Origin of the sequence: Curtobacterium subtropicum (assembly GCF_030362975.1) — a bacterium.
GTDB lineage: Bacteria > Actinomycetota > Actinomycetes > Actinomycetales > Microbacteriaceae > Curtobacterium > Curtobacterium subtropicum.
This window is the reverse complement of the sequence record NZ_JAUCMM010000020.1, coordinates 1-24,217: the sequence shown is the minus strand read 5'-3', so window position 1 is coordinate 24,217 and position 24,217 is coordinate 1. Positions and strand designations below refer to the sequence as shown.

The following is a 24,217-nucleotide window of genomic DNA, read 5'->3' as shown; positions in this document are numbered from 1 at the left end:
TGGGACGTTCCGACGCCCGCGATGATGAGGGCACACCGATCAGTAGGGAGGCGGCACAGTGGCTGCAGTCAACAGCTTCGGCTCGAAGGACACGCTCTCGGTTGGGGGTGTCGACTACGCGTTCCACCGGATCGACTCGGTGCCGGGGCACGAGAAGCTCCCGTACAGCCTGAAGGTGCTGCTCGAGAACCTGCTCCGCACCGAGGACGGCGCGAACGTCACCGAGGACCAGATCCGCGCGCTCGGCTCGTGGAAGCCCGAGGCCGAGCCGGACACCGAGATCCAGTTCTCGCCGGCCCGCGTGGTCATGCAGGACTTCACGGGCGTCCCGTGCATCGTCGACCTCGCCACCATGCGCGAGGCGATGGCGCAGATCGGCGGCGACCCGAACAAGATCAACCCGCTCTCGCCGGCCGAGATGGTCATCGACCACTCCGTCGTCGCCGACCTGTTCGGCCGCGAGGACGCCCTCCAGCGCAACACGGACCTGGAGTACGAGCGCAACGGGGAGCGCTACCAGTTCCTCCGCTGGGGCCAGACCGCGTTCGAGGACTTCAAGGTCGTCCCGCCGGGGACCGGCATCGTGCACCAGGTGAACATCGAGTACCTGGCCAAGGTCACGTACACGCGCGAGTTCGACGGCGAGCTCTACGCGTACCCGGACACCCTCGTCGGCACCGACTCGCACACCACGATGGTGAACGGCCTCGGCGTGCTCGGCTGGGGCGTCGGCGGCATCGAGGCCGAGGCAGCGATGCTCGGCCAGCCGGTGTCGATGCTCATCCCGAAGGTCGTCGGCTTCAAGCTCTCCGGCTCGATCCCGGCCGGCGTCACCGCGACCGACGTGGTGCTCACCATCACGCAGGAGCTCCGCAAGCACGGCGTCGTCGGCAAGTTCGTCGAGTTCTACGGCGAGGGCGTCTCCGAGGTCCCGCTCGCGAACCGCGCCACGATCGGCAACATGTCGCCGGAGTTCGGGTCGACCGCCGCGATCTTCCCGGTCGACGCCGTCACGCTCGACTACCTGCGCCTGACCGGCCGGTCCGAGGACCAGATCGCCCTGGTCGAGGCCTACTCGAAGGCCCAGGGCCTGTGGCACGACCCGTCGGTGGAGCCCGCGTACTCCGAGTACATGGAGCTCGACCTGTCGACGGTCGTCCCCTCGATCTCCGGCCCGAAGCGCCCGCAGGACCGCATCGAGCTGTCGAAGGCCAAGGACCAGTTCGAGGTCGACCTCGCCAACTACGCGAGCATCGACCACACCCACGAGGACAAGGCCGTCGCGGACACCTTCCCGGCGTCCGACCCGGTCGCCGCCGCGCCCGGTGACGAGCACGCCGTCGACGACCTGCAGGACGCCCCGGCGTCCGAGGTCCCGGTGCACGCCTCGAGCGCACCCGGCACGGTCTCGAAGCCGACGTCGGTGTCCGTCGCCGACGGTGACACCTTCACCATCGACCACGGTGCCGTCGCGATCGCCGCGATCACCTCGTGCACGAACACGTCGAACCCCTCGGTGATGATGGCCGCCGGCATCCTGGCCCGCAACGCCGCGAAGAAGGGCCTCAAGGCCAAGCCGTGGGTGAAGACCACCCTCGCGCCGGGCTCGAAGGTCGTCACCGACTACTACGAGAAGGCCGGGCTCACGAGCTCCCTCGAGGACCTCGGCTTCTACACGGTCGGCTACGGCTGCACCACCTGCATCGGCAACTCGGGCCCGCTGCCCGAGGAGATCTCGCAGGCCGTGCAGGACAACGACCTCGCCGTCACCGCGGTGCTCTCCGGCAACCGCAACTTCGAGGGCCGCATCAACCCCGACGTGAAGATGAACTACCTGGCGTCCCCGCCGCTGGTCATCGCCTACGCCCTCGCCGGGTCGATGCACTTCGACTTCGACAAGGACGCACTCGGCACCGACCAGGACGGCAAGGACGTCTACCTGCAGGACATCTGGCCCGACGCGGCCGAGGTGCAGGACGTCATCGACTCGTCGATCGACACCGAGATGTTCACCCACGAGTACGGCTCCGTGTTCGAGGGCGACGACCGCTGGAAGAACCTGCCGACCCCGACGGGCGACACGTTCGAGTGGGACCAGGAGTCGACCTACGTCCGGAAGCCCCCGTACTTCGAGGGCATGACGATGCAGCCCGACGCGGTCTCGGACATCTCCGGCGCCCGCGTGCTCGCGAAGCTCGGCGACTCCGTCACGACCGACCACATCTCGCCGGCCGGTTCGATCAAGGCCGACAGCCCGGCCGGTCGCTACCTCGACGAGCACGGCGTCGACCGGAAGGACTTCAACTCCTACGGCTCGCGCCGCGGCAACCACGAGGTGATGATCCGCGGTACGTTCGCGAACATCCGCCTGCGGAACCAGCTCCTGGACGGCGTGGAGGGCGGGTACACCCGTGACTTCACCACGCCCGACGGCGAGCAGTCGTTCATCTACGACGCGTCGCAGCACTACCAGGAGCAGGGCATCCCGCTCGTCATCTTCGGTGGCAAGGAGTACGGCTCCGGCTCGTCGCGCGACTGGGCGGCGAAGGGCACGAACCTGCTCGGCGTCAAGGCGGTCATCACCGAGAGCTTCGAGCGCATCCACCGCTCGAACCTCATCGGCATGGGCGTCGTCCCGCTGCAGTTCCCGGCGGGCGAGACGGTCGAGTCGCTCGGCCTCGACGGCACCGAGGTCGTCTCGATCTCCGGGCTGACCGAGCTGAACGAGGGTCGCACGCCGAAGACCGTGCACGTCACGGCGGAGCCGAGCGAGCACTCGCCGGCCGGCAAGCAGACCGTCGAGTTCGACGCGGTCGTCCGCATCGACACCCCCGGAGAGGCCGACTACTACCGCAACGGCGGCATCCTGCAGTACGTGCTCCGTTCGCTCGTCTGAGCCGTCCCGCGAAACGCAACCCAGGCGGTTCCGCGCAGCGTCACAGCGCTGTGCGGGACCGCCTTGGTTGCGTTCTGCGGAGGGTGACGGGACGGACGGGAGGCTCGTGGCGGGCCCGCCACGCGCCTCCCGTCCGTGTCCTGGTCGCGCGGATAGTGTGGGGACCTGCCCCACGAAAGGAGCGCCCGTGAGCCTGCTGAGCAGCATCACGTCGCCGCGCGACCTCAGGCGTCTGTCGGACGCGCAGATGACGGAGCTCGCCGCCGAGATCCGTCGGTTCCTGGTCGCCGAGGTCGCGAAGACCGGCGGGCACCTCGGACCGAATCTCGGGGTCGTCGAGCTGACGCTCGCGATGCACCGCGTGTTCGACTCGCCGCACGACCCGTTCGTGTTCGACACCGGGCACCAGTCGTACGTGCACAAGCTCGTCACCGGGCGGCAGGACTTCTCGCGGCTGCGCGAGCGCGGCGGCCTGGCCGGATACCCGCAGCGGAGCGAGTCGGAGCACGACATCGTCGAGTCCTCGCACGCGTCGTCGTCACTGTCCTGGGCGGACGGGATCTCCCGAGCCTTCCGGCAGACCGGACAGGACGACCGGACCGTCGTCGCCGTCGTCGGCGACGGGGCGCTCACGGGCGGGATGACGTGGGAGGCGCTCAACAACATCTCCGACAGCAACGACCGCCGTCTGGTGATCGTCGTCAACGACAACGGCCGGTCCTACGCGCCGACCATCGGCGGCATGGCGCGGTTCCTCAGCTCGGTCCGGACGCGTCGTGAGTACCGGGCACTGTTCGAGAAGTCGCAGGCCGTCGCCTCCCGATTCGGCGCACCCGGGCGTGCGTTCTACCGCGGTGTCCGCGGCGGGCTCCACGGCTTCCTGTCGCGGTTCACGAACAACGAGGCGCTGTACTCGAACCTCGACATCAAGTACATCGGCCCGGTGAACGGGCACGACCAGCGGGCGATGGAGGCGGCGCTCCGACAGGCCAAGGCCTACGGCGCTCCGACGATCGTGCACGCGATCACCGAGAAGGGCCACGGCTTCGAGCCGGCGCTCCGCGACCAGGCGGACCAGTTCCACGCCGTCGGACACATCGACCCCGAGACGGGGGAGTCGCTCGACGTCTCCGCCGGACCGTCGTGGACGTCCGTCTTCGCGTCGACGCTGGCGTCGGTCGGTGCCGAGGACGAGCGCATCGTGGCGATCACCGCCGCCATGCTCCGTCCCACCGGGCTCCACCTGTTCCAGGAGCAGCACCCGGAGCGGGTGATCGACGTGGGCATCGCGGAGCAGCACGCGGTGACGACCGCCGCGGGGCTGGCGTACGGCGGCCTGCACCCCGTCGTGGCCCTGTACGCGACGTTCCTCAACCGGGCGTTCGACCAGGTCCTCATGGACGTCGCCCTGCACCGTGCGGGTGTGACCTTCGTGCTCGACCGCGCGGGGATCACCGGGCCGGACGGACCGTCGCACCACGGGATGTGGGACCTCGCGCTGCTGCAGGTCGTCCCGGGCATCCGGATCGCCGCACCGCGTGACGCCGCGACGCTCCGCGAGGAGTTCCGCGAGGCCGTTGCCGTCGACGACGCCCCGACGGTGCTGCGCTGGTCGAAGGGGTCGGTCGGAGCGGACATCCCCGCCGAGCGCCGACTGTCCGACGGGGTGGACGTGCTGCGTTCTCCGTCGTCGGACCAGGAGCTGGACGTGCTGTTCGTCGCGGTCGGATCGATGGTGCCGGTCGCACTCGAGGCCGCGGCGCTGCTCGAGGCCCAGGGCATCGGCGCGACCGTCGTCGACCCGCGCTGGGTCGTGCCGATCCCGGCGTCGCTCATCGACCTGTCGCGTGACCACCGCCTCGTCATCACGATCGAGGACGGCGTACGCGTGGGCGGTGTCGGGACACGGCTGCGGCAGGACCTGCGCGCCACCGGGGTCGACACCGGGGTGAACGAGCTCGGGCTGCCGGACGCGTTCATCGACCACGCGTCGCGGTCGCAGATCCTGGCCGACGTGGGGCTGACGGCACAGGCGATCGCTCGTGACGTCATCGACCAGGTGGTCGGCACCAAGCTCCCTCAGGCGAAGCCGGCGCGGACGCGGGAGTCGGCCGACCGCTGATCCTGGCCCCCGGTGCGCTCACCGCGAGGCACCGCGGAACGGACACAGCACCGCGGGGCACCGCGGAACGGACACAGCACCGCGGAGTTCCGCGGTGCTGTGTCCGAAATCTGGTTCCGGCGGGGCGCTGGGCGCGACTAGCGGGAGGCGGGGCCGACGACCTTCGGGTCGTGGAACGTGCCGCCGAAGACGCGCTCCGAGGCGCCGGAGCGGTCGAGGTACGGGCTGATGCCGCCGGCCTGGAACGGGTAGCCCGCGCCGAGGATCAGCCCGAGGTCGATCTCCTCGACGTGCTCGACCACGTGGTCCTCGAGCATGCGGTGCACCTCGTCGGCCAGGGCGTCCTCGAACCGCTGCTGCATCGTCGCCGCGTCGACCGGCTGCGCGTCCTTCTTCGACGGCGCGACGAGCTTCACGGCGGCGGCGTCGTACCCGGTCGCGTTGCCCTTCTTGTCGCGGGTCAGGATCGTCCCGTGCTCCGCGATCCGCTTCAGCCCGTCGCCCGGGTAGAAGCGCTCGGGCCACGCTGCGTGGTGGGAGTCGAGCACGTGGGCACCGACGGGCAGGCCGACGAGCTCGAGCAGCTCGAACGGCGACATCGGCAGGCCGAGCGGTGCCGCACCCTCGGCGACGGTCTCGAAGGGCGTCCCCTGCTCGACGCCGCGCATCGCCTCGCCGAGCACCCGGGCGAGCACCCGGTTGACGACGAAGCCCGGCTGGTCGGCGGTGATGATCGCGGTCTTCTTCAGGGTCTTCGCGACGGCGAGGGCCGTGACGAGGGCCTCGTCCGAGGTCTTCGCGGCCCGGACCACCTCGAGCAGGGGCATCACGGCGACCGGGTTGAAGAAGTGGAAGCCGACGAGGCGTTCCGGGTGTTCGAGCACCGACGCCATCTCGTCGACCGACAGCGACGAGGTGTTCGTCGCCAGGATCGCGTCAGGGGCGACGACCCGCTCGATCTTCCGGAAGACGTCCTGCTTGACGGACATCTCCTCGAACACGGCCTCGATGACCCAGTCGGCGTCCGCGAACGCGTCGTACGACACCGAGCCGCTCACGAGAGCCTTGATGCGGTTGGCGTCGTCCGGGGAGACCCGCTTCTTGGCGAGCAGTTCGTCGACCGAGGACCGGATGCGCTCGACCCCGGCGTCGACCCGCGACTGGTCGACGTCGGTGATGACGACCGGGACCCCGAGCCGACGTGCGAACAGCAGCGCGAACTGCGACGCCATGAGCCCGGCGCCGAGGACGCCGACCTTCGTGATCTTCTTCGCCTCGACGCCCTCGGGAGCACCGACGGGCTTCTTCGCGCGCTTCTGCACGAGGTCGAACGCGTACATCGATGCGGCGAACTGGTCACCGGCGAGCAGGTCGGCCAGAGCGTCGTCCTCGCCGGCGAAGCGCTCGTCGAGCGACCCCGACTTCGCGGCTGCGACCAGGTCGAGTGCTCGGAAGGGCGACTTCGGGACGGTGCCGATCTTCGCGGCGACCTGCTGTCGGGCCACCTTGACGACGGTGCCCCACGCAGCCTTCTCGAGCATGCCCGGCTCGTTCTTGCGGACCACCTTCGTGCGGCCAGCGACGACGCCGTCCGCCCAGGCGACCGCGGACGGCAGGAACGTCACCGACGGGATGAGCGCGTCGCCGATGCCGAGCTCGACAGCGGCCGGGCCGTCCATCAGCCGGTTGTTCTTGAGCGGGTTCTCCACGATGACGCGGAGGGCCTTCTCGGGCCCGATCAGACGGGGGAGCAGCGTGGCGCCACCCCAGCCGGGGATGATGCCGAGGAAGACCTCGGGCAGCCCGATGCCCTGGGCCGCCGACGAGAACACGCGGTAGTCGCAGTGCAGAGCGACCTCGAGGCCGCCGCCGAGCGCGATGCCGTTCACGAACGCGAACGACGGCACTCCCAGGTCGGAGAGCTTCCGGAGCGTGGCGTGCCCGAGCGTACCGAGCTCGTGGGCGACCGCACGCGAGGGGAGTGCAGCCGCCTGGGACAGGTCGGCCCCCGCGGCGAAGCAGTACTCCTTGCCGGTGATCGCGACCGCCTGGATGCTCCCGGCGGATGCCGCTGCGCGCAGGGTGTCGAGCACGTCGGACAGCTCGCGCATGGTCCGCGGGCCGAGCGTCGAGGGGCGCTTGTGGTCCTTGCCGTTGTCGAGCGTGACGAGGGCGAGCGTGCCACCGGACGGCAGCGGCACGTGCTTGACGTACGAGTGGGTGACGACCTCGTCGGCGCTGAGCTCGGTCAGCTGGTCGATCGGGGTGGTGGTCATCGTCAGGCCGCCTTCCGTGCCGCGCTCTTGCTGAAGTTCGGGTTCTCCCAGATGACGGTGCCGCCCTGGCCCAGGCCGATGCACATCGTCGTGATGCCGTACCTGACGTCCGGCCGCTCGGCGAACTGCGCCGCGAGCTGGTTCATCAGGCGCACGCCGCTCGACGCCAGCGGGTGCCCGACGGCGATCGCGCCACCCCACGCGTTCACGTCCGGAGAGTCCTGCGCGATGCCGTAGTTGTCGAGGAACGCGAGCACCTGCACCGCGAACGCCTCGTTGATCTCGAAGAGGCCGATGTCGTCGATGGTCAGGCCCGCCTTGCGGAGCGCCTTGTCCGTCGCCGGCACCGGGCCGACGCCCATCACCTCGGGCTCGACGCCGGCGAAGGCGAACGAGACCATGCGCATCTTGGTCGGCAGGCCGTGCTGCTTCGCGCCGTCCTCGGAGGCGAGGAGGCTCATCGTGGCACCGTCGTTGAGACCGGCCGCGTTGCCGGCGGTGACCCGTCCGTGGGGCCGGAACGGCGTGCGCAACGCAGCCAGGGCCTCCAGGGTGGTGCCCGGACGCGGGGGCTCGTCGGTCGTGACGATGTCCCAGCCCTCGCCGGTGTTCACCTCGACCGGGATCACGTCGGGTTGCAGCTTGCCGGCCGCCCACGCGGCGGCGTAGCGCTGCTGCGACTGGACGGCGAAGGCGTCCGTGCGGTCCTTCGTGATCGCCGGGAAGCGGTCGTGCAGTCGTTCGGCGGTGCTGCCCATGACCAGGGCGTCGGTCGCGACCATGCGCTCCGCGACGAAGCGCGGGTTCACGTCGGCGCCGAAGCCCATCGGATGGCGGCCCATGTGCTCGACCCCGCCGGCGATCGCGACGTCGGCAGCGCCGAAGGCGATCGCGCCGGCGAGCGTGGTGACGCTCGTCATCGCACCGGCGCACATGCGGTCGATCGCGTACCCGGGGACCGACTTCGGCAGCCCGGCGAGCATGCCGACCGTGCGGCCGAGGGTCAGGCCCTGGTCGCCCTGCTGGGTGGTGGCGGCCACGGCGACGTCGTCGACCGCCGCGCCGTCGAGCTGGCTGTTCCGGTCGAGCAGGCCGCGCATCGCGTGGACCGCGAGGTCGTCGGCGCGGGTCTTCCAGAACACCCCCTTCTCACCGGCTCGTCCGAACGGTGTGCGCACACCGTCCACGAACACGACGTCTGCTGCCTTGGCCAATCCGGGCCTCCAGATCCTCTTCGATCGAGTCGGGGCACGTTCCGCCCCGACCGGCCGGGCCGAGCCCGGCGACGGTTCCGACGCTATGCCCGCAGCCTGGGCGGACGCATGCCGGTTGGGGTGTTCCTACGAGCCGGTGTTGCGCTCGGCAGCAGGCTGCTGTGCGGCCTCGACAAAGGCGTGCGCGATGATCGACGCCGTCTCCTCGACCTGCCAGGGTCGGGCGTCGTGCGTGGCCAGGGCAGCCCCGACGGTCTCGGTCGCGATCGGCGTCGGCGGCTCCCAGGACACCACCCGCAGGGTCTCCGGGGTGAGCAGGTTCTCGACGGGGACGTCGAGTTCCTCGGCGCGCGCGACGACGGCGGCCCGTGCTGCCTTGTAGCGGAGGTCCGCCTCGGGGTTGCGGTCCGCCCAGGCTCGGGGCGGCGGGAGTGTGGCCTCACCGGTGCCGCGGAGCTTCGGCAGGTCGTCGGTGGTGCGGCCGTCGTCGACGGCGGCCCACCACCGGTCGAGTTCGGAGCGGCTCGCCCGCCCGGTGAAGGCCTTGACCGCGCCGAGCTCGGACTTCGAGGTCGGGTTCGCCGCGGCGGCCGCGACGATCGCCGAGTCGGGGATGATGCGGCCCGGGGCGGTGTCGACCTCGCGGGCGTACGCGTCGCGGGCGGTCCACAGCGACCGGGCGATCGCCAGGGCCCGGGCACCGCGGAGCGCGTGCATGCCGGAGAGACGGCGCCACGGTTCGGCCTTCGGTGGCTTCGGGGCGCGGGTCAGGACGGCGGCGAACTCCTCGGCGGCGATCCGGGACTTGCCGGCGGCGTCGAGCACCGCGGCGAGGGCGTCCCGCAGGTCCGGCAGCAGCTCGACGTCGAGCGCGGCGTAGACGAGCCAGGCCTGGGGCAGCGGGCGGGTCGACCAGTCGGCGGCGGAGTGCGCCTTGGCGAGGGTGATGCCGAGGAGCTGCTCGACCACCGCGCCGAGACCGACGCGCGGGAACCCGGCGATCCGGGCACCGAGCTCGGTGTCGAAGATGCGCGTCGGCACGAGACCGACCTCCTGCAGGCAGGGCAGGTCCTGCGACGCGGCGTGGAACAGCCACTCCTCGTCGACGATCGCCTCCTGCAGCTCCGCGAAGTCGCCGATCGCGATCGGGTCGAACAGGAACGCGCCGGCACCCCGGCGGAAGACCTGGATGAGGTAGGCGCGCTGCGAGTACCGGTAGCCGCTCGCGCGCTCCGCGTCGACCGCGACCGGGCCGTGTCCGGCGGCGATCGCGGCGACCGCCCGCAGGTACTCGTCGCGGTCCTCGATCACGCGGACGGTGGCGTGCGAGTCCTCGAACGCCGGGTCGGCCGGGCTGGCGGGGTCGGTCACTTCGTGGTCCTCCTCGGAGCCAGCAGGGTCACGCCGTCCGACGCCGGCGGGAGCCCCGCGAGCATCGCGACGATCTCCTCCCAGGCCTCGACGTGCGCGGTCAGGTCCTCGTCGCGGGGCGTCCACGAGGCTCGGAGCTCGAGCTGTGCGCCGTCGCCCTGGGCCGCGAGGTCGCCGTAGCCGCGCGAGATGATCTTGGTCGCCGTGCCCGACGCCCGGTCGTACGTCGCCCCGTGGGCCGCGAGTGCGTCGACGAGCCAGCTCCAGGTCACGTCGGCGACGAACTCGTCGACGCCGATCTCCGGTTCGAGCGGTGCCTGGGCGAACGTCACGACGCGGAACGCGCCGCCCCAGCCCTCGGGCTCGTCGGGGTCGTACAGCGCGATGAAGCGACCGGTCCCGAGGTCGGAGTCGATGCCGTGCACGGCCCCCGAGACGTCCGCCGCGAGGGCGATCGAGTACGGGGCGATCCGCGACGGCGAGGGGATCTCCGTCACCGTGGTCTCGGTGCGGGTCCGGCCCGATGCGACGAACGCGCGCAGGCGTTCGAAGGCCTCGGGCTCTCGGGATTCGGACACGGTTGCAGACTAGGCTCCGGACCATGTCCCGATCAGCGCGACCCGCCGAGGACGTCGTCCAGGAGACCGCACGATCGGCCGGGTTCGTCGCCCTCGGCGCGGGCATCGCCGCAGCAGCGGTGGCCACCGCGGTCATCGGCGGCTTCGTCGCCGCCGTCGCCCGAGCGGTCGTCACGCCCGACCGGAAACGCGTCGAGCGGGTCCCGATCCACGCCGTCGATCCCGGACGCATGACCGTGACGCTCGAACGCACGGCCGACACCGAGCTGCAGGGCCGCTACAGCCTCTGGTTCGGCGGCGGGACCGGACACATGCGGGTCGGCGAGGTGCTCGGCGCGACGGACACGACCGTCACCCGGCGCATCATCGCGATCGACGCCGGCGACCCGACCGCTGCTCGACGCGGACGCTGGGGCGGCTGGTTCTACCTGACGCCGGGCGAGCTCGACGTCCCGGTCGAGGACGTCGACATCCCGACCCCGAACGGCCCCGCACCGGCGTGGGTCGTCCGCGCCGACGACCCGGACGCGCCCTGGGCGGTGCTCGTGCACGGCCGTGGGGTCACCCGCGCCGAGACGATCCGCGCCGTCCCGGTCTTCCGGGCCGCCGGGTACTCGGTCGTGCTCGCGTCGTGGCGGAACGACGGCGTCGCCCCGCGCAGCGACGACGGTCGCTACGGGCTCGGCAGCACCGAGTGGGAGGACGTCGACGGTGTCCTCCGCTGGCTCGCCGCGCAGCAGGCGCGGAGCGTCGTGCTCATGGGGTGGTCGATGGGCGGCGCGGTCGTCCTGCAGACGCTCGTCCGGTCGCGCTTCGCCGGTCTCGTCGACGGGATCGTGCTCGAGTCGCCGGTCGTCGACTGGCACGCCGTGCTCAAGTCGCAGAGCCGGGTCCTGAAGCTGCCGCGCCCGGTGCGCAAGATCGCCCAGCGCATCCTCCGCACGCCCGTGCTGCACCACGTCGCCGGGCTGCACCACCCGGTGGACCTGCGAGAGCTCGACATGGTCGCCCGGGCCGACGAGCTGTCGGTGCCGATCCTGATCCTGCACAGCGACGACGACGGCTTCGTGCCGTCCTCGGCGTCGCACGAACTGGCGCGGGTCCGTCCCGACATCGTGCGGCTCGAGGTGCAGACGACCGCGCGGCACACGAAGCTCTGGAACCACGACGCCGACTGGTTCGACGCGAGGATCCTCGCGTGGCTGACCGAGGTGGTGCAGCCGACGGACGCGACCAGCGCCCGGTAGACGCGACTGCAGACGGCCTGGAGGCACGGTGCCAGCTGGCACCGTGCCTTCCGTCCGTCCCGGGTCAGCTCCTGTCTTCGCCCTGATCGTCCGCGGGTCGTAGCGCGATCGTCGTCGCGAGGACCGCCGTGCGGTCCGGCGTGAACGCGACGGTCACCACCGCCCCGGGAACGTCGAGCGCACAGAAGGGGAGGTCGTCAGCGCCGAAGCGGGACACCGCGGCGACGAAGGACCCGAGGTCGAGGACCGTGGAGCCCCGCTCGGCGGCCAGCCCGTACTTGATCGCGAACGTCTGCGCGGTCGATCGAGCGCCCTGCTCGAAGAGCCTGACGCGATCGTCGGGTGCGATGAGTCGGACGAGTTCGAGCGCCCGGTCCGCACCGGGTGCTGCGGAGGCTCTCAGGAGCGTCGCGAGTTCGTCGGCGCCGATGGTCTCGACCCCGGCGGATCGGTCGGTGACCGTGGCGGACAGGAACGTTCCGTCCGTCGCCCGGAGCAGGATCGTGACGAGCTCGTCGCCGAAGTCGACCTGCCGGACGAGGACCGGTTCGTCCCCGAGCGCGTCGAGGGGCGCCACGAGGGCATCGTTGCCGGACTCGCCCGCTCGTCTGCTCCGGCGGAGCGCGCGAGCGAGTGCAGCGGCGGGGGCGTCGTACGCGAGCACATCGGTGCCGTCCGGGACAGCGGCCAGGACCTCGTGGGCACGGTCGGGGACGCCGAGGCATCTGGGGAGAGTGAGGCGGAGCAGTGGCACGCTCGTGCCCGGGGTCGTCACGTCAGGCCTCCACGAGGATGTGGGGATCAGCCGTCGCGTGACGGGCGTGGCCGTGCCGACCACCGAACACCGTGACCTCCGTCGCGCTCGTCCGCGGCGCGGATGAGCTGGTCCCGCCGGGGGAGTTCGGTCGGCATCTCCGTCGTGAACCACGGGAGCTCGACGGAGTCGATCCGGCCGTCGAGCATCCACACGAGGACCTCACCCGCGAGCGGTGCCTGGTCGGTGCGGTAGGCCAGTGATCCCGGGAGGGGACCGTCGGGGAAGTCGGTTCGGGGCGTCTCCTCGAGCACGACGTCCCAGATCCGCGGAGCTGTCTCGTGGACGGCCCGCACCGCCTCGGCCTGCAGTCGGAGCTCCGCCGTTCCCGGCGCGGGGAGCGTGTCGAGGAACGCGAGCAGGAGCGACTGGACGCGGTGCGCCGCGAGGTCAGCGTCTCGAGTGCCGATCGACGGCACTGCGACCTCCGGACCGAACAGCCGCTCGAACGCTTCCGAGACACCGATGACCGAGGGATCGAGGACCACGGTGGCCTCGCCGCTGTCGAAGAAGTCGATGCGGAGGACCGCCTGGGCGGGGTCGGCCGCGGCGCCGAACGGGACGCCGAAGAACTCGCCGTCGATCAGTTGATCGTTGTCGCGGACGAGCGTCAGCATCTCGTCGTGTGAGAACCACAGGCCAGGTGGCGGTGCTGCTCTGCGACGACGGTCCCACTCGTGCACGTTCACGGGTGATCCCGAGCGCATGACGATGTCGAGCTCGGTGACGAGCCACCGGAGCGGTGGGACGGTCAGCGATGTGAAGACGTCGTGGAACGCGGGGAGCAGGTGTTCGTCCGACGGCCGTGTTCGAAAGGACCGGAACTCGCTGTCAGTATCTGGACGGTGGAGCCAGATGGCAGGGCCCCCGCCCGGCATGATGATGATCCTGGTCGGCGGCGTCTCCGGCCCGTTGTAGTGCCACGACTCGAACTCCGGGTGCGGTCCGGCGGTCAGACGCGAGCCGTCGGAGAACGTCATCGTCAGCGTCGATCCCGCGGCGTGCGCCTCGGTGACCAGAAGCGTGTGCAGGCGGAGAGCCGGCACCAGCCCCGCCTTGTCGCCCTCCGGATCGATCATCGTTGCGGTGTCCGGTGACACACCGAGGGAGAACGGACACTCGAGGATGACAGTGGCGCCGTTGGAGAGCAGAAGTCGGAGCGAGTAGTCGACCCAGATGGCGTCGATTGTTTCTCCGACGAGGAGCAGGGGGACGTCCTCGACGGCCAGACCCGGCGTGCTCTGATCGGTGCCGTGGACCTTCGCCATGTCGTCTCCCCCCCGATGACTCCTCGATCTTGGCACGGCAGGAGCGAGGGTGACCAGCGAGAGAAATGTCGCGTACGCACGGCCTGACGGACTGGAGGCTCGACGCCAGCTGGCACCGAGCCTCCCGTCCGTCAGTCGGTCGCGATCAGGCCGCGACGGCCGCGCGCACCTGGCGCTGCACCCGACCGAGCATGCCCACCATGCCCCGGATCCGCAGCGGACTCACCGCCTCGGTCAGTCCGAGCGTCAGCGGGTAGTCCACCGGGACCGCCAGCACCTCGGTCGCGGTCAATCCGGACAGCCCCTGCGCCAAGATCGACGCGAAACCACGGGTGGTCGGCGCCTCGCGCGGAGCGGTCGCGTGCATCCGCACCACGTCCGACGCGTCGCCCTCGGCACCCACCGTGACGGTGATGAACACGGGGGACTGGCACTCCTCGACGCGTTCGAGCTCGTCCTCGTGTCCCTGCAGCCGTTCGGGCAGCGCGGGGAGCTCGTCGGAGAACTCGAGCAGCAGCTGGAGCCGGTCCTGCTGGGACAGCTCGAGGAAGTCGTCGCGGATCTCGGCGAGGGAGGAGGGGAGTGGTGCGTCCGTCATCGGGAGGGAACGGTACCCGGCTCGGAGCCCGTGGCGATCGGGACGCGCACGGCGCTGCCCCACTCGGTCCACGACCCGTCGTAGTTGCGGACGTCCTCGTAGCCGAGCAGGTGCTGCAGCACGAACCACGTGTGGCTCGAGCGCTCGCCGATGCGGCAGTAGGCGATGACCTCGTCGGCGTCACCGATGCCTGCGCCCTCCCGGTACACGGCGTCGAGTTCCTCGCGGCTCTTGAACGTGCCGTCGGCAGCGGCCGCGGTGGCCCAGGGGATGTTCACGGCGGTGGGGACGTGGCCGGCGCGCAGCGCACCCTCCTCCGGGTAGTCCGGCGCGGTGGTGCGCTCGCCGGAGTACTCGGGGGCGCTGCGCACGTCGATGAGCGGCTTGCCGAGGTGCTCGAGCACGTCCTCCTTGAAGGCCCGGACCTGCTCGTCGCGGCGCTCCACGACGGGGTACTCCACCGGGGTGACCTCGGTGCGGTCGGTGGTGAGTGCACGGTCCTCGGCGATCCACTTCGCCCGGCCACCGTCGAGCAGGCGGACGTCCTCGTGCCCGAACAGGGTGAAGACCCAGAGGGCGTACGCGGCCCACCAGTTGTTCTTGTCGCCGTAGATGACGACGGTCGTGTCGCGGGCGATGCCCTTGCCGCCGACGAGTCGGGCGAAGGCCTCGCCGTCGATGTAGTCGCGCTGCACGGGGTCGTTGAGGTCCGTGTGCCAGTCGATCTTCACCGCACCGGGGACGTGTCCGGTCTCGTACAGCAGGACGTCCTCGTCGGACTCGACTACGACCAGGTCGGGGGAGCGCGTACCGGCGTCGAGCTGCTCCTGCAGCCACTCGGTCGACACCAGGCGCTCGGGGTGGGCGTAGGCGGCGAACTTGTCGGACGGGTCGACCGGTGCGGTCATCGGGGTACCTCCAGGTGCGGGACGGCGGTGGCACGGCGAGGCTAGGATCGGACCTCGGTGCCCGCGGGCAACGGTACGCGCAACGTACCGACCGCCACCTGCAACGTGACACCGCACGACATGCTTCCCGGAGGGGCCACACTTGCCTGCACACCTCGTCGACCGCGACCCGCAGGTGACACCCCAGCAGATGGCCGCTGCGCTCGTGCCGCCGCCGCAGTTCGCCGACGCGTCGTTCGCGAGCTACCGGCCCGACCCGGAGTACCCGTCGCAGGCGGCGGTCCGCGACGCGGTCGAGGCCTTCGTCGCCACGCGCCCCGAGCCGGCGAGGCGCGGGCTGTTCGGCCGCCGCCGCGAGCCCGTCCAGCCGGCACGCTCGGGGGTGTACCTGGACGGCGGCTTCGGCGTCGGCAAGACACACCTGCTCGCCGCTGCCTACCACGCCGAGCCCTCCCGCAAGACCTTCGGCACCTTCATCGAGTACACCGCGCTCGTCGGCGCGCTCGGGTTCCAGGGCACGGTCGACCTGCTCCGCGGGACGTCGCTCGTCTGCATCGACGAGTTCGAGCTCGACGACCCGGGTGACACGATGGTGATGACGCGGCTGATCAAGGAGCTGTCCGAGTCGGGCACCCGGTTCGCGGCCACGTCGAACACCCCGCCCGGCGCCCTGGGTGAGGGCCGCTTCGCCGCGCAGGACTTCCTCCGCGAGATCCAGGCGATGTCCGACCGGTTCGACACGATGCGGATCGACGGGCTCGACTACCGCCGTCGTGCCGTGGACGAGTCCGCCCGCACGGTCGACGACGTCGCCGGTGCCCTGCCGGACGGATCGACCACGCTCGACGACTTCCGCGCCGTGGTCGCCCACCTGGCGAGCGTGCACCCGTCGAAGTACGTCGCCCTGGTCGAGGGGCTCGACGCCGTCGGGCTCACCGACGTGCAGGCGTTCACCGACCAGACCGACGCGCTGCGCTGGGTGGCGCTCGTCGACCGCCTCTACGACGCGCAGGTCCGCATCGTCGCGTCCGGCACGCCCCTCGACCAGGTCTACCCGCAGGCGATGCTCGACGGCGGCTACCGCAAGAAGTACCTGCGGGCCGCGTCGCGCGTGGTCGCGCTCTCCCGCGCGGCCGACTGAACCACCCGGCGGACGGGAGGCGCGCGGCGGATCCGCCACGAGCCTCCCGTCCGGCACGTCCGGCGTCCCGTCAGCGGTGTCGGACCGGTCTTCCGGCGTCCGGAAACACACCGTTCACACGGGAGCGCAACGCGTTACACCCGCGAAACACATCGTGCTCCCTCGCGAAACGTCGCCTCGCCAGACTCATCAGCACCCGAGGCGGAACCGAGAGCCGCCTGCAATCGCGAGAGGTGAACAGATGCTTGATCAGGGCAACACGGCATTCGTGTTGATCATGGCGGCGCTGGTGTTGTTCATGACACCCGGCCTGGCCTTCTTCTACGGCGGCCTGGTGAAGGCCAAGTCCGTCATCAGCATGATGATGATGTCCTTCGGAGCGATCGCCCTGGTCGGCGTCCTCTGGGTGCTCTACGGCTACGCGATCGCCTTCGCCAACCACGGCGCGGGCACGAACGTCGCGGGCATCGTCGGGTTCTTCAGCATCGACTGGAACCAGATCGGCCTCGGCCAGGCGTTCGAGGAGGCCAAGGCCTCGACCATCAACGCGGCGTACCCGTCGATGGCGTTCGTCGGCTTCCAGGCCACGTTCGCGATCATCACCGTCGCCCTGATCTCCGGTGCGATCGCCGACCGCGCGAAGTTCGGCGCGTGGATGATCTTCGCCGGCGTCTGGGTCACCGTCGTCTACTTCCCGGTCGCCTCGTGGGTGTTCAACCTCACCTCGGGCATGTTCGCCACGTGGGGCGTCATCGACTTCGCCGGTGGCACCGCGGTGCACATCAACGCCGGTGCCGCCGGTCTCGCCCTGGCGCTCGTGCTCGGCAAGCGCGTCGGGTTCGCCAAGGGTGCGCACAAGCCGCACAACCCGCCCTTCGTCCTCCTCGGTGCCGCGATCCTGTGGTTCGGCTGGTTCGGCTTCAACGCCGGCTCGGAGGGTGCCGCCGACGGCATCGCGTCGCTCGCCTGGGTCAACACCCTCGCCGCCCCGGCCGCCGCGATCCTCGGCTGGCTGCTCATCGAGAAGATCAAGGACGGCAAGGCCACGTCGGTCGGTGCCGCTTCGGGCGCCGTCGCCGGTCTCGTCGCGATCACCCCGGCCTGTGCCGCGCTGACCCCGGGCTGGGGCATCCTGCTCGGCTTCCTCGCCGGTGTGGTCTGCTGCTTCGCGATCGACTGGAAGTACCGTCTCGGCTTCGACGACTCGCTCGACGTCGTGGGCGTCCACCTGGTCGGCGGCATCTTCGGCACGCTCTACCTCGGCTTCTTCGCCGACACCACCGGTCTCATCTACTCGGGCTCGTTCGAGCAGCTCGGCAAGCAGGCCGTCGCCGCCGGTGTCGTCCTCGTGTACTCGTTCGTGCTCGCCTTCGTGATCGGCTTCGCCATCGAGAAGACCATCGGCTTCCGCGTGAAGACCGAGGACGAGGTCGCCGGCATCGACACCGCGGTCCACGGTGAAGAGGGCTACGTCCTCTACGAGGAGCGCGACGAGACCCCGGTCTCGGTCCGCTAGTCACCGCACCACCCGCACGACGGGCCCCGCGCACACAGCAGGCGCGGGGCCCGTCGTCGTGTGCGGGTGCTCGGTAGGGTGGCGCCGTGGACGACGTCACCCTCGCGCACCCGCTCGTCGACGCGGTGGGAGCCGGGTTCGTCGTGCACGAGACCGACGCCGCGGTGGTCGAGTGCTCGGGCGAGCGGACCGGGCTCCTCCTCGAGGCCCGCCGTGCCGGGCTCGTGGTCGTAGTACTGACGCCCGGGTCGTCCCGACTGACGGCCGCGATGTCGGCGATGCTCCGTCGCACGGCGTCGAGCTGGGTCGTCCGTGACGTGGACCGGTACCGCGCAGCCGGGTCGGACGTCGTCGCGGACGACGTCGCCACCGCGATGCTCGCGCCGCAGACCGTCACGCGCTCCGCGTCGCTCGGGCCGGGTGCGGTGCCGTGGGTCGAGGCGCTGGTCGCGGTGCACCACCCGGCGTCGGACGCCGCGACCGTCGGGCGGACCGCCGAGCTGCTGCTCGCCGGTCTCGCCGACGGCGGCCCCGATGCCTGGGGCACGGTGGAGCCCGCCACGCTCGCCTGGAGCGTCGCCGAGGTCACCGCCTTCACTCGACGCCGTGCGCCCCGTCCGACCCGTCTGGTCGCCGTCGCGCCGACCTCCGGGGGGATCGCGTCCGTCCAGGTGCGCGTCGAACGGTCCGCCACCGGGGTGACCGAAGAGACGCGGCTCGTGCTGCCGCGACCCGTCGAGGCGGGCGCGCTGTCGACGGACGACGAGGTCCCCACGGTGCTCACGGACCTGGCCCGGCGGCAGCGGGTCCTGCTCGGGACCGCGTGGCGGACGAGCGGACACTCCGACGCCACCGTGTCCGCCCACCAGCTCCCGCTGCCGGTGCCGCTCGGAGCCGTCGTCGGGGCCGCAGCCGTTCGCGACCTCGGCATCGACCCGCAGACACTCCCGGCAGGGGTGCAGGCGGTGGGTCCGGCCCGGGTGCCCTCGCTGACGCTCGACTTCACCCCGGAGGGCATGCGGTCCGGGGCGGTGCTGTCCCGCGGCGCCGACGCCGAGGCACGGTGGCGCAGGCTGGCCCAGCTCGGTGACGCGCTCGGGCCGCGCGCCGTCGAGCTGCTCGGCTTCGGGGACCGACGATGAGCGCCGAGTGGGTCGTGCTCTCGCCGCGGCACGTCGACGCCGCCGTGGTCGTCGGGGCAGCGGCAGCGGTCGACCCGGACCTCGGGGTCCGGCAGCTGTGGGACGGCAACGCGCTGCAGCTCACCACGCCGGACGGGGTCGTGCTCCTCACGCTCATCCAGTCGCGACGGCTCGAGCGCACCACGGACGCCGAGCGTCTCCTCGGGCCGCGCTCGCTCACGACCCCCTTGTTCGGGGGTGACGAGACGCTATGGTGGACCTCGGTCCACGTGGCCGCCCAGGACCCGTTCCGGGCGGTGGCCGAGCGGATCGTGCGGGACGTCGCTGCTGCGGCGGGGGGCCTGCCGGTCGCACGGTCCGCCGTCGAGGACTGACGGGGACCGACACGGCCCGTCACGGGACGACGAGGCGAGACGAGACGAGGGGGAGCGATGGGGAACGGCTGGCAGATCGACCCGGCGGGCGTGCAGTCGACGCTCGCGGGCACCGAGACGGCAGCGACGAACCTGTCGACGGCGTTCGACGGGCTCGTGGACGCGCACGCGGCGCTGACGACCGCGGTCGGTGACGACCAGGCGGTCGCCGGCGCGGTCGCCGCCCTGATCGAGAGCCACACGGCGCTGCTGCAGCGCGTGGGCAACCACATCACCGCCGGCCTGGCCGGCGCTGCCAACGCGACCATGGCCTACTACCAGGGCGACGAGGAGATGGCCGCGACGGCACAGGCCAACGCGATCCGCGCCTCCAGTTCCGGCGACTTCTCCGGTGTCGACCTCGTGGCCGGCGCATGACCGGGCAGTGCCGTGCCGACGGACTGATCGACCCGGACGCGATCCCCGGCGCGAACATCAAGCCCGAGCAGGTCGACGCGGCCGGAGCTGCCTTCGCGACCGCCGGCACCGACGTGCAGACGCGTGGATCCGAGGTGAAGACTGCCTGGGCCGGCCTCGGCGGTAGCTACACGACACCGGACTCGGCCGAACTCCTCGCCGTCATGGACGGCGTCGAGACGGACACCGCTGCGCTGGCCGGGACCATGCAGAAGGTGTCGACCGCGATCAGCGACTACGCCACCGTGGTCGCCCCGATCGCACGTCGACTCGTCGAGCTCAAGGCCGAGGCCGAGGCCTTCGTGGCGAAGGCGCTGCAGGGCAAGACGGTCGGGCCGTGGGAACCCGAGCACCCCGCGAACCAGGGCGTCGTCGGGCTCGTGCAGCACTTCGGCGAGATCCTCGACGACGTGCACCTGCGCTGGGACGAGTACACGCCCTACGTCGACGAGAACAACGAACTGCTCACGAAGGTCGCCGAGCAGGAGACGAAGCTCTCGCAGGCCTCGGCTGACTGTGTCAACGCGATCAACGGGCTCCGGACCGACATGTGCATCGCCGAGGTGCAGGCCGTCGACTACACCGCGGCGGTGAAGGCGAACGAGCCGATGCCGTGGGGGAGCACCGGCCGCGGCGACCAGTCGTGCCAGGAGTCCTTCGACTCCGGTGTGGTCGATGCCGCCAAGGGGACCGTCGAGGGCCTCGGCGGGCTGATCGGCTACAACTCGCAGACCGGCGAGTGGGGTGACGGGCAGTGGGCCGGGCAGTCGTGGCTCGGGTTCGCCGAGTCGCTCGGTGCGCTCGCGCTGATGGGCAGCCCGCCGTTGATCATCGCCGCCACACTGCCGCCGGGCGTCCTGCCCGACGTGGTGCGCGAGACCGCGCAGGGCATCACGGCGAAGCAGCAGGCGATCGTCGAGGGCTTCGTCGGATCGCCGGAGGACTGGCGGGACGACCCCGCCCACGCTGCCGGTGGTGCCGCGTTCAACATCGGCACGCTCTTCATCCCGGGTGCCGGCGAGATCGGTGCCGGCGCGAAGGTCGCCGCCGTCGGCTCGCGCATCGCGGCCATGGCGGCGGACGGCAGCCGGCTCGCGGCCTTCGGGTCGAAGCTCGCAGCGGCGGGGACGACGATGGTCCGGGTCGGGGACGCCCTGTCGGCGATCCCCGGTCGGGCGCTCGACGGCCTCGGGGACCTGGTGTCGCGGGGGCGGGGGAGCTTCGCGGACGCGCTCAGGGGGCTCGGAGACAACATCCCGACGGTCAAGGTCAGCGTGGAGCACGCGATGGCGACGCCGGACGGGTTCGGCGTCGGACTCGGTCGGCCGCACATCGAGGTGGGGCACCCGGAGCCGGGTTCGCACTGGTTGCACTCGGTGGCGGATCGGGTGGAGGGCGGGGAATCTCCCGACGCGCTCAGCCACGACAGCGGCTCCGGCCACGTCGCCGGCTCAACCGCCGAAGGTGCAACAGCTCGAGGTTCCGCGGACACCGGCAGTGACGCTTCGCCCGACCAACACGCATCCCCCGATGGCCCGGCGTCCGGTCACTCGGAACACAGCGTCTCGACGGATGGATCCCTGACGGCCGCAGAACGGGCCGCGCGATCTGACGCGATCTACGAACGCTCCGGCTTCCGGCCGCCAGACACGGCGAGGCTCGAACAACCGGTGATCGGCTCCGGCGAAGGGTCGAACTCCGGTCGTTGGGCGGCAAGCACGAGAACCGCGGGTAGCCACGGCGCGTTGGATCAGGAGTGGGCAACCGGCGTGCAGCCGCTTCCGGATGGACACATTCCTGAGTACATGGTCCCGAACCCCTCTGGCGCGAGAGACCTCGAATTCGATGGGTTCGAGGTCGTCGATGGACGACCTCAGTACATCGAGGTGAAGGGCAACTACTCCTGGTTGCAATCGATGAACCCGGAGCGGCGCGCAAACATCATCGAAGGTTGGCTGGATTCCGCGGCCAACAAGCTCGACGCAATGGCCGAACCTGATGCGGTTCTTCGCTGGGTGTTCACCAGGGACCGTGACGTTGCGGCGCAATTTGCTCGCTTGGCCTCTGAATATGATGGTATCATAGTGGAATATCGTCCGTTCCCGGACGGATTCAAGGGCTGGTGAGCAACGTGGTTGATGTTTCGGGTTGGCATGCGAGCCTTCGGTGGTCGGCGCGAAGTGACTCCGTCAACGACATCGTGCGAGCAACCTCTCAGACCTGTGATCGCTTTGTTTCGGCTTTCGGAGAATTCAGCGGCACGTGGCATGCGAGTAGTGCCGAGAGGACAGTCGAACTAGCCTCGCCGGACTTCTCGTCGTTCGTGGGCGACAGCGTCGTGCGGACCAGTGGAGCGCCAGACCCGACTCGAGGCATCAGCTTTGCGCTCATTTCGCCGACTGTTCGCGGCGTCCACGTGATGGTACGCGTGCGAGCTGGCGCTACTCATGAAAGTAGAAGAAGTGCGTCGAACAGTGTGACGATGGACTTCTTGTCCGCGACGATCGGTGAGACGCCGATCATCGACGGGGAACAGTTCGCTTACCAGAATTTTGCTTCGTGCGCGCGGTCGATCAGTGAAATCTGGAAGGCGACGGACGTCCGGGTGACTGATCGCGCTGGCGGAGAACTCCTCACCTGAGTCGTCCTTCGCTCGCGCGCACGCGATCACGCAACGAGATCGGTCTCTCGAACCACAGCAACCGTTCCGCGACGGCGTGTTCACAGACGAGAAGCAGATGTGGATGCAGCTCCTGTGGGACAAGAACGGCCCGCGCGGTTGGGTCGTTCGTACCGCGTACCCGACGCGCTTTGGAGAGTGAGATGCGACGGATCGACGACATCAGTTACGCAAATCATGACAGTCTTCTTCCGCTGCTCGAAGGATCCGTCGAGAACCTCTTCCCGTACTGGTGGGATGACTACTCGTCCGTCGCCGACTACCTCGACTTCTACCTCGACGGGTTCTCCCCTGAGGAGATCGCCGCGATGGCTCATGAGTACCGTCTGCTCGAGATCGACCACGTTCGAGATGCGGAAGTCAACGCTTTCCTTCGGCGCATGAACTCGAACTACTCGAACGATAGAGGGCCGAGCGGTGGACGGGAGATGCTCGCCGATATCGGCGAACGGCTGGAGCAACTCGAGCGCGGTGCGATCCCGAAGCACTTCAACTGACGCAGGCCGTGAAGCCTACCCGGGTCAGCTGAGTGCCGAAGGAAGGTGACTGTGGTGATCGACGTCAGTGATTGGCTACTCGTCGCAGAATGGGATGCTCGAGCTGAACCAGCGGATGCCATAGCCGCTCGCATCGTCCAGACTTCGGCCGCGGTGCTCGAGGCATTTCCCCCCTTCAACGGCACGTGGACCGTTCACGACCGAACGATCTCCGGTGCGGATGCACGATCCTGGGGAGGGGTGATCGCTGCCTCGCCCTACCGGGTCGATGGCGTGGCGGAACCCGCTCGTGGATCTGCCCTCTCCTTGGTCTCCGAGTTCGAGAGTGGGACTTTCCTTCGGGCGGTCATCACAGCTGGTGCCACCTTCCAGACCACGCTGCACAAGCCGAATGAGTCCGCTCTTGACTTCGTGGCGGATCCGTTCAATGTTCGGATCGAGGTCGATCTGCCAGAGTGACCCCGGCGACGGTTCGGACAGCTCGGCGCTGAGATCCAGCGCATCTGGGCCGCTGTAGACCTCCGTGTCGAACATGGATGAGTCGCGGGCCAGCGTTCGACCGATGTCGGGAGCAGGAGGATGAGCATGAATCCTCGAGAATCGACCAATGCGGATGTGAAGCGCGGAGCGCCCGCTCTGTGGACTCTCCTGAACGCCGTCTTCCACGCTGACTGGCGCGACGACTTCGACAGTGCTCGGAAGGCTCTGGAGGCGGACCTGTCGCGGTACAGGAATCCCGACAGGCAGTTGTTGCACGAGGAAGCCGCAGAACTGCTCGCGAACGATGTGACTGACTCGCAGGCCGAGCACTTCCTCGAGTTGTCGGGAGCGGACCTCTGGATCGAGTCAGAGCTGCACATGAGTGGACGCGCGTTCGCGCGCCTGATCTTCGACCTGACGGAAGATGCCACTTGATCGATCGGACGGGCCCGGCGGCTCACGATCGGGGATCATCTCGAGGTGGTCGGTGCCGCGACGGTGACGGCCCTCGCCGACCTCGTCACCACCATCGTCGGAGCATCCGAAGAACGGGAACGTCCCGTCGTCGATGACGACGTTCAGTCCGCACGGACGGGAGGCGCGGTGCGGGTCCGACCCGCACCGCGCCTCCCGGCCGAC

At 70.2% G+C, this 24,217-nt stretch carries 21 protein-coding genes; 13 read left to right on the top strand and 8 right to left on the bottom strand.

Annotated features, from left to right (window positions below):
* The first annotated feature begins 58 nt into the window (after window positions 1–58).
* Both QUG98_RS16475 and dxs read left to right on the top strand, forming a co-directional pair.
* Entirely contained in the window at window positions 59–2,896 is a 2,838-nt protein-coding gene (locus tag QUG98_RS16475) for an aconitate hydratase (protein ID WP_289471574.1), read from the top strand.
* Between the two features lie 187 nt (window positions 2,897–3,083).
* The gene (gene dxs, locus QUG98_RS16470) at window positions 3,084–5,018 is read left to right on the top strand and encodes a 1-deoxy-D-xylulose-5-phosphate synthase (RefSeq protein WP_289471573.1); all 1,935 of its coding nucleotides are present in this window, start codon (window positions 3,084–3,086) and stop codon (window positions 5,016–5,018) included.
* Window positions 5,019–5,155: 137 nt separating this feature from the next.
* On the opposite strand, the gene QUG98_RS16465 is transcribed toward dxs, so the two are convergent.
* The 4 genes from QUG98_RS16465 to QUG98_RS16450 form a co-directional block, all read right to left on the bottom strand.
* Window positions 5,156–7,294 (bottom strand): 3-hydroxyacyl-CoA dehydrogenase NAD-binding domain-containing protein, encoded by a 2,139-nt coding sequence (locus QUG98_RS16465; RefSeq protein WP_289471572.1) that lies wholly within the window; start codon window positions 7,292–7,294, stop codon window positions 5,156–5,158.
* A 2-nt stretch (window positions 7,295–7,296) separates the two neighbouring features.
* Complete coding sequence (locus tag QUG98_RS16460) at window positions 7,297–8,508, bottom strand: thiolase family protein (RefSeq protein WP_289471571.1); 1,212 nt, start codon at window positions 8,506–8,508, stop codon at window positions 7,297–7,299.
* Window positions 8,509–8,634: 126 nt separating this feature from the next.
* Window positions 8,635–9,879 carry an HRDC domain-containing protein gene (locus QUG98_RS16455; RefSeq protein WP_289471570.1) on the bottom strand — a complete coding sequence of 415 codons (1,245 nt, stop codon included), beginning with the start codon at window positions 9,877–9,879 and terminating at the stop codon, window positions 8,635–8,637.
* Window positions 9,876–10,457 carry a DUF3000 domain-containing protein gene (locus QUG98_RS16450; protein ID WP_289471569.1) on the bottom strand — a complete coding sequence of 194 codons (582 nt, stop codon included), beginning with the start codon at window positions 10,455–10,457 and terminating at the stop codon, window positions 9,876–9,878. Before QUG98_RS16450 ends, QUG98_RS16455 begins: the two co-directional genes overlap by 4 nt.
* Window positions 10,458–10,480: 23 nt before the next feature.
* Here QUG98_RS16450 and QUG98_RS16445 point away from each other — a divergent pair, with 23 nt between their 5' ends.
* Window positions 10,481–11,704: an alpha/beta fold hydrolase gene (locus tag QUG98_RS16445; protein WP_289471568.1), complete on the top strand. Its 1,224-nt coding sequence runs from the start codon at window positions 10,481–10,483 to the stop codon at window positions 11,702–11,704.
* Between the two features lie 64 nt (window positions 11,705–11,768).
* Here QUG98_RS16445 and QUG98_RS16440 read toward each other — a convergent pair whose 3' ends face one another.
* The 4 genes from QUG98_RS16440 to QUG98_RS16425 form a co-directional block, all read right to left on the bottom strand.
* On the bottom strand, window positions 11,769–12,479 hold the full coding sequence (locus QUG98_RS16440) for a hypothetical protein (RefSeq protein ID WP_289471567.1): 711 nt from the start codon (window positions 12,477–12,479) through the stop codon (window positions 11,769–11,771).
* A 26-nt stretch (window positions 12,480–12,505) separates the two neighbouring features.
* Window positions 12,506–13,786, bottom strand: a complete 1,281-nt coding sequence (locus QUG98_RS16435) for a DUF6188 family protein (RefSeq protein ID WP_289471566.1) — start codon at window positions 13,784–13,786, stop codon at window positions 12,506–12,508.
* 145 nt (window positions 13,787–13,931) lie between these two features.
* Window positions 13,932–14,384, bottom strand: a complete 453-nt coding sequence (locus tag QUG98_RS16430; RefSeq protein ID WP_058727766.1) for a SufE family protein — start codon at window positions 14,382–14,384, stop codon at window positions 13,932–13,934.
* The gene (locus tag QUG98_RS16425) at window positions 14,381–15,292 is read right to left on the bottom strand and encodes a sulfurtransferase (protein ID WP_289471565.1); all 912 of its coding nucleotides are present in this window, start codon (window positions 15,290–15,292) and stop codon (window positions 14,381–14,383) included. Before QUG98_RS16425 ends, QUG98_RS16430 begins: the two co-directional genes overlap by 4 nt.
* Before the next feature lie 190 nt (window positions 15,293–15,482).
* Here QUG98_RS16425 and zapE point away from each other — a divergent pair, with 190 nt between their 5' ends.
* The 10 genes from zapE to QUG98_RS16375 all read left to right on the top strand — a co-directional run bounded on the left by zapE (window position 15,483) and on the right by QUG98_RS16375 (window position 24,013).
* Window positions 15,483–16,433 (top strand): cell division protein ZapE, encoded by a 951-nt coding sequence (zapE, locus tag QUG98_RS16420; protein WP_289471583.1) that lies wholly within the window; start codon window positions 15,483–15,485, stop codon window positions 16,431–16,433.
* A 241-nt stretch (window positions 16,434–16,674) separates the two neighbouring features.
* A complete protein-coding gene (locus tag QUG98_RS16415) occupies window positions 16,675–17,949 on the top strand; it encodes an ammonium transporter (protein WP_289471564.1) in 1,275 nt (424 codons plus the stop codon).
* An 86-nt stretch (window positions 17,950–18,035) separates the two neighbouring features.
* Window positions 18,036–19,091 carry a DUF6177 family protein gene (locus QUG98_RS16410; protein ID WP_289471563.1) on the top strand — a complete coding sequence of 352 codons (1,056 nt, stop codon included), beginning with the start codon at window positions 18,036–18,038 and terminating at the stop codon, window positions 19,089–19,091.
* Window positions 19,088–19,465, top strand: coding sequence for a hypothetical protein (locus tag QUG98_RS16405; RefSeq protein ID WP_289471562.1), 378 nt, complete (start codon window positions 19,088–19,090; stop codon window positions 19,463–19,465). The genes QUG98_RS16410 and QUG98_RS16405 overlap by 4 nt, the downstream gene beginning before the upstream one ends.
* 57 nt (window positions 19,466–19,522) lie before the next feature.
* Complete coding sequence (locus QUG98_RS16400; protein ID WP_289471561.1) at window positions 19,523–19,882, top strand: DUF6507 family protein; 360 nt, start codon at window positions 19,523–19,525, stop codon at window positions 19,880–19,882.
* Complete coding sequence (locus tag QUG98_RS16395) at window positions 19,879–22,047, top strand: hypothetical protein (protein ID WP_289471560.1); 2,169 nt, start codon at window positions 19,879–19,881, stop codon at window positions 22,045–22,047. Before QUG98_RS16400 ends, QUG98_RS16395 begins: the two co-directional genes overlap by 4 nt.
* Window positions 22,048–22,403: 356 nt before the next feature.
* Entirely contained in the window at window positions 22,404–22,562 is a 159-nt protein-coding gene (locus QUG98_RS16390; RefSeq protein ID WP_289471559.1) for a hypothetical protein, read from the top strand.
* A 182-nt stretch (window positions 22,563–22,744) separates the two neighbouring features.
* Window positions 22,745–23,098, top strand: a complete 354-nt coding sequence (locus tag QUG98_RS16385; protein ID WP_289471558.1) for a hypothetical protein — start codon at window positions 22,745–22,747, stop codon at window positions 23,096–23,098.
* A 51-nt stretch (window positions 23,099–23,149) separates the two neighbouring features.
* The gene (locus tag QUG98_RS16380; protein ID WP_289471557.1) at window positions 23,150–23,557 is read left to right on the top strand and encodes a hypothetical protein; all 408 of its coding nucleotides are present in this window, start codon (window positions 23,150–23,152) and stop codon (window positions 23,555–23,557) included.
* Window positions 23,558–23,683: 126 nt separating this feature from the next.
* Window positions 23,684–24,013 carry a contact-dependent growth inhibition system immunity protein gene (locus tag QUG98_RS16375; RefSeq protein WP_289471556.1) on the top strand — a complete coding sequence of 110 codons (330 nt, stop codon included), beginning with the start codon at window positions 23,684–23,686 and terminating at the stop codon, window positions 24,011–24,013.
* Window positions 24,014–24,217 lie beyond the last annotated feature (204 nt).

What these genes read in the sequence shown, in the direction of transcription:
- QUG98_RS16390 (WP_289471559.1), top strand. Translation starts at nt 22,404, where the DNA reads ATGGACTTCTTGTCCGCGACGATCGGTGAGACGCCGATCATCGACGGG.
- QUG98_RS16425 (WP_289471565.1), bottom strand. Translation starts at nt 15,292, where the DNA reads ATGACCGCACCGGTCGACCCGTCCGACAAGTTCGCCGCCTACGCCCAC.
- QUG98_RS16375 (WP_289471556.1), top strand. Translation starts at nt 23,684, where the DNA reads ATGAATCCTCGAGAATCGACCAATGCGGATGTGAAGCGCGGAGCGCCC.
- QUG98_RS16465 (WP_289471572.1), bottom strand. Translation starts at nt 7,294, where the DNA reads ATGACCACCACCCCGATCGACCAGCTGACCGAGCTCAGCGCCGACGAG.
- QUG98_RS16445 (WP_289471568.1), top strand. Translation starts at nt 10,481, where the DNA reads ATGTCCCGATCAGCGCGACCCGCCGAGGACGTCGTCCAGGAGACCGCA.
- QUG98_RS16435 (WP_289471566.1), bottom strand. Translation starts at nt 13,786, where the DNA reads ATGGCGAAGGTCCACGGCACCGATCAGAGCACGCCGGGTCTGGCCGTC.
- QUG98_RS16385 (WP_289471558.1), top strand. Translation starts at nt 22,745, where the DNA reads ATGCGACGGATCGACGACATCAGTTACGCAAATCATGACAGTCTTCTT.
- QUG98_RS16415 (WP_289471564.1), top strand. Translation starts at nt 16,675, where the DNA reads ATGCTTGATCAGGGCAACACGGCATTCGTGTTGATCATGGCGGCGCTG.
- QUG98_RS16430 (WP_058727766.1), bottom strand. Translation starts at nt 14,384, where the DNA reads ATGACGGACGCACCACTCCCCTCCTCCCTCGCCGAGATCCGCGACGAC.
- QUG98_RS16400 (WP_289471561.1), top strand. Translation starts at nt 19,523, where the DNA reads ATGGGGAACGGCTGGCAGATCGACCCGGCGGGCGTGCAGTCGACGCTC.
- zapE (WP_289471583.1), top strand. Translation starts at nt 15,483, where the DNA reads ATGGCCGCTGCGCTCGTGCCGCCGCCGCAGTTCGCCGACGCGTCGTTC.
- QUG98_RS16405 (WP_289471562.1), top strand. Translation starts at nt 19,088, where the DNA reads ATGAGCGCCGAGTGGGTCGTGCTCTCGCCGCGGCACGTCGACGCCGCC.
- QUG98_RS16395 (WP_289471560.1), top strand. Translation starts at nt 19,879, where the DNA reads ATGACCGGGCAGTGCCGTGCCGACGGACTGATCGACCCGGACGCGATC.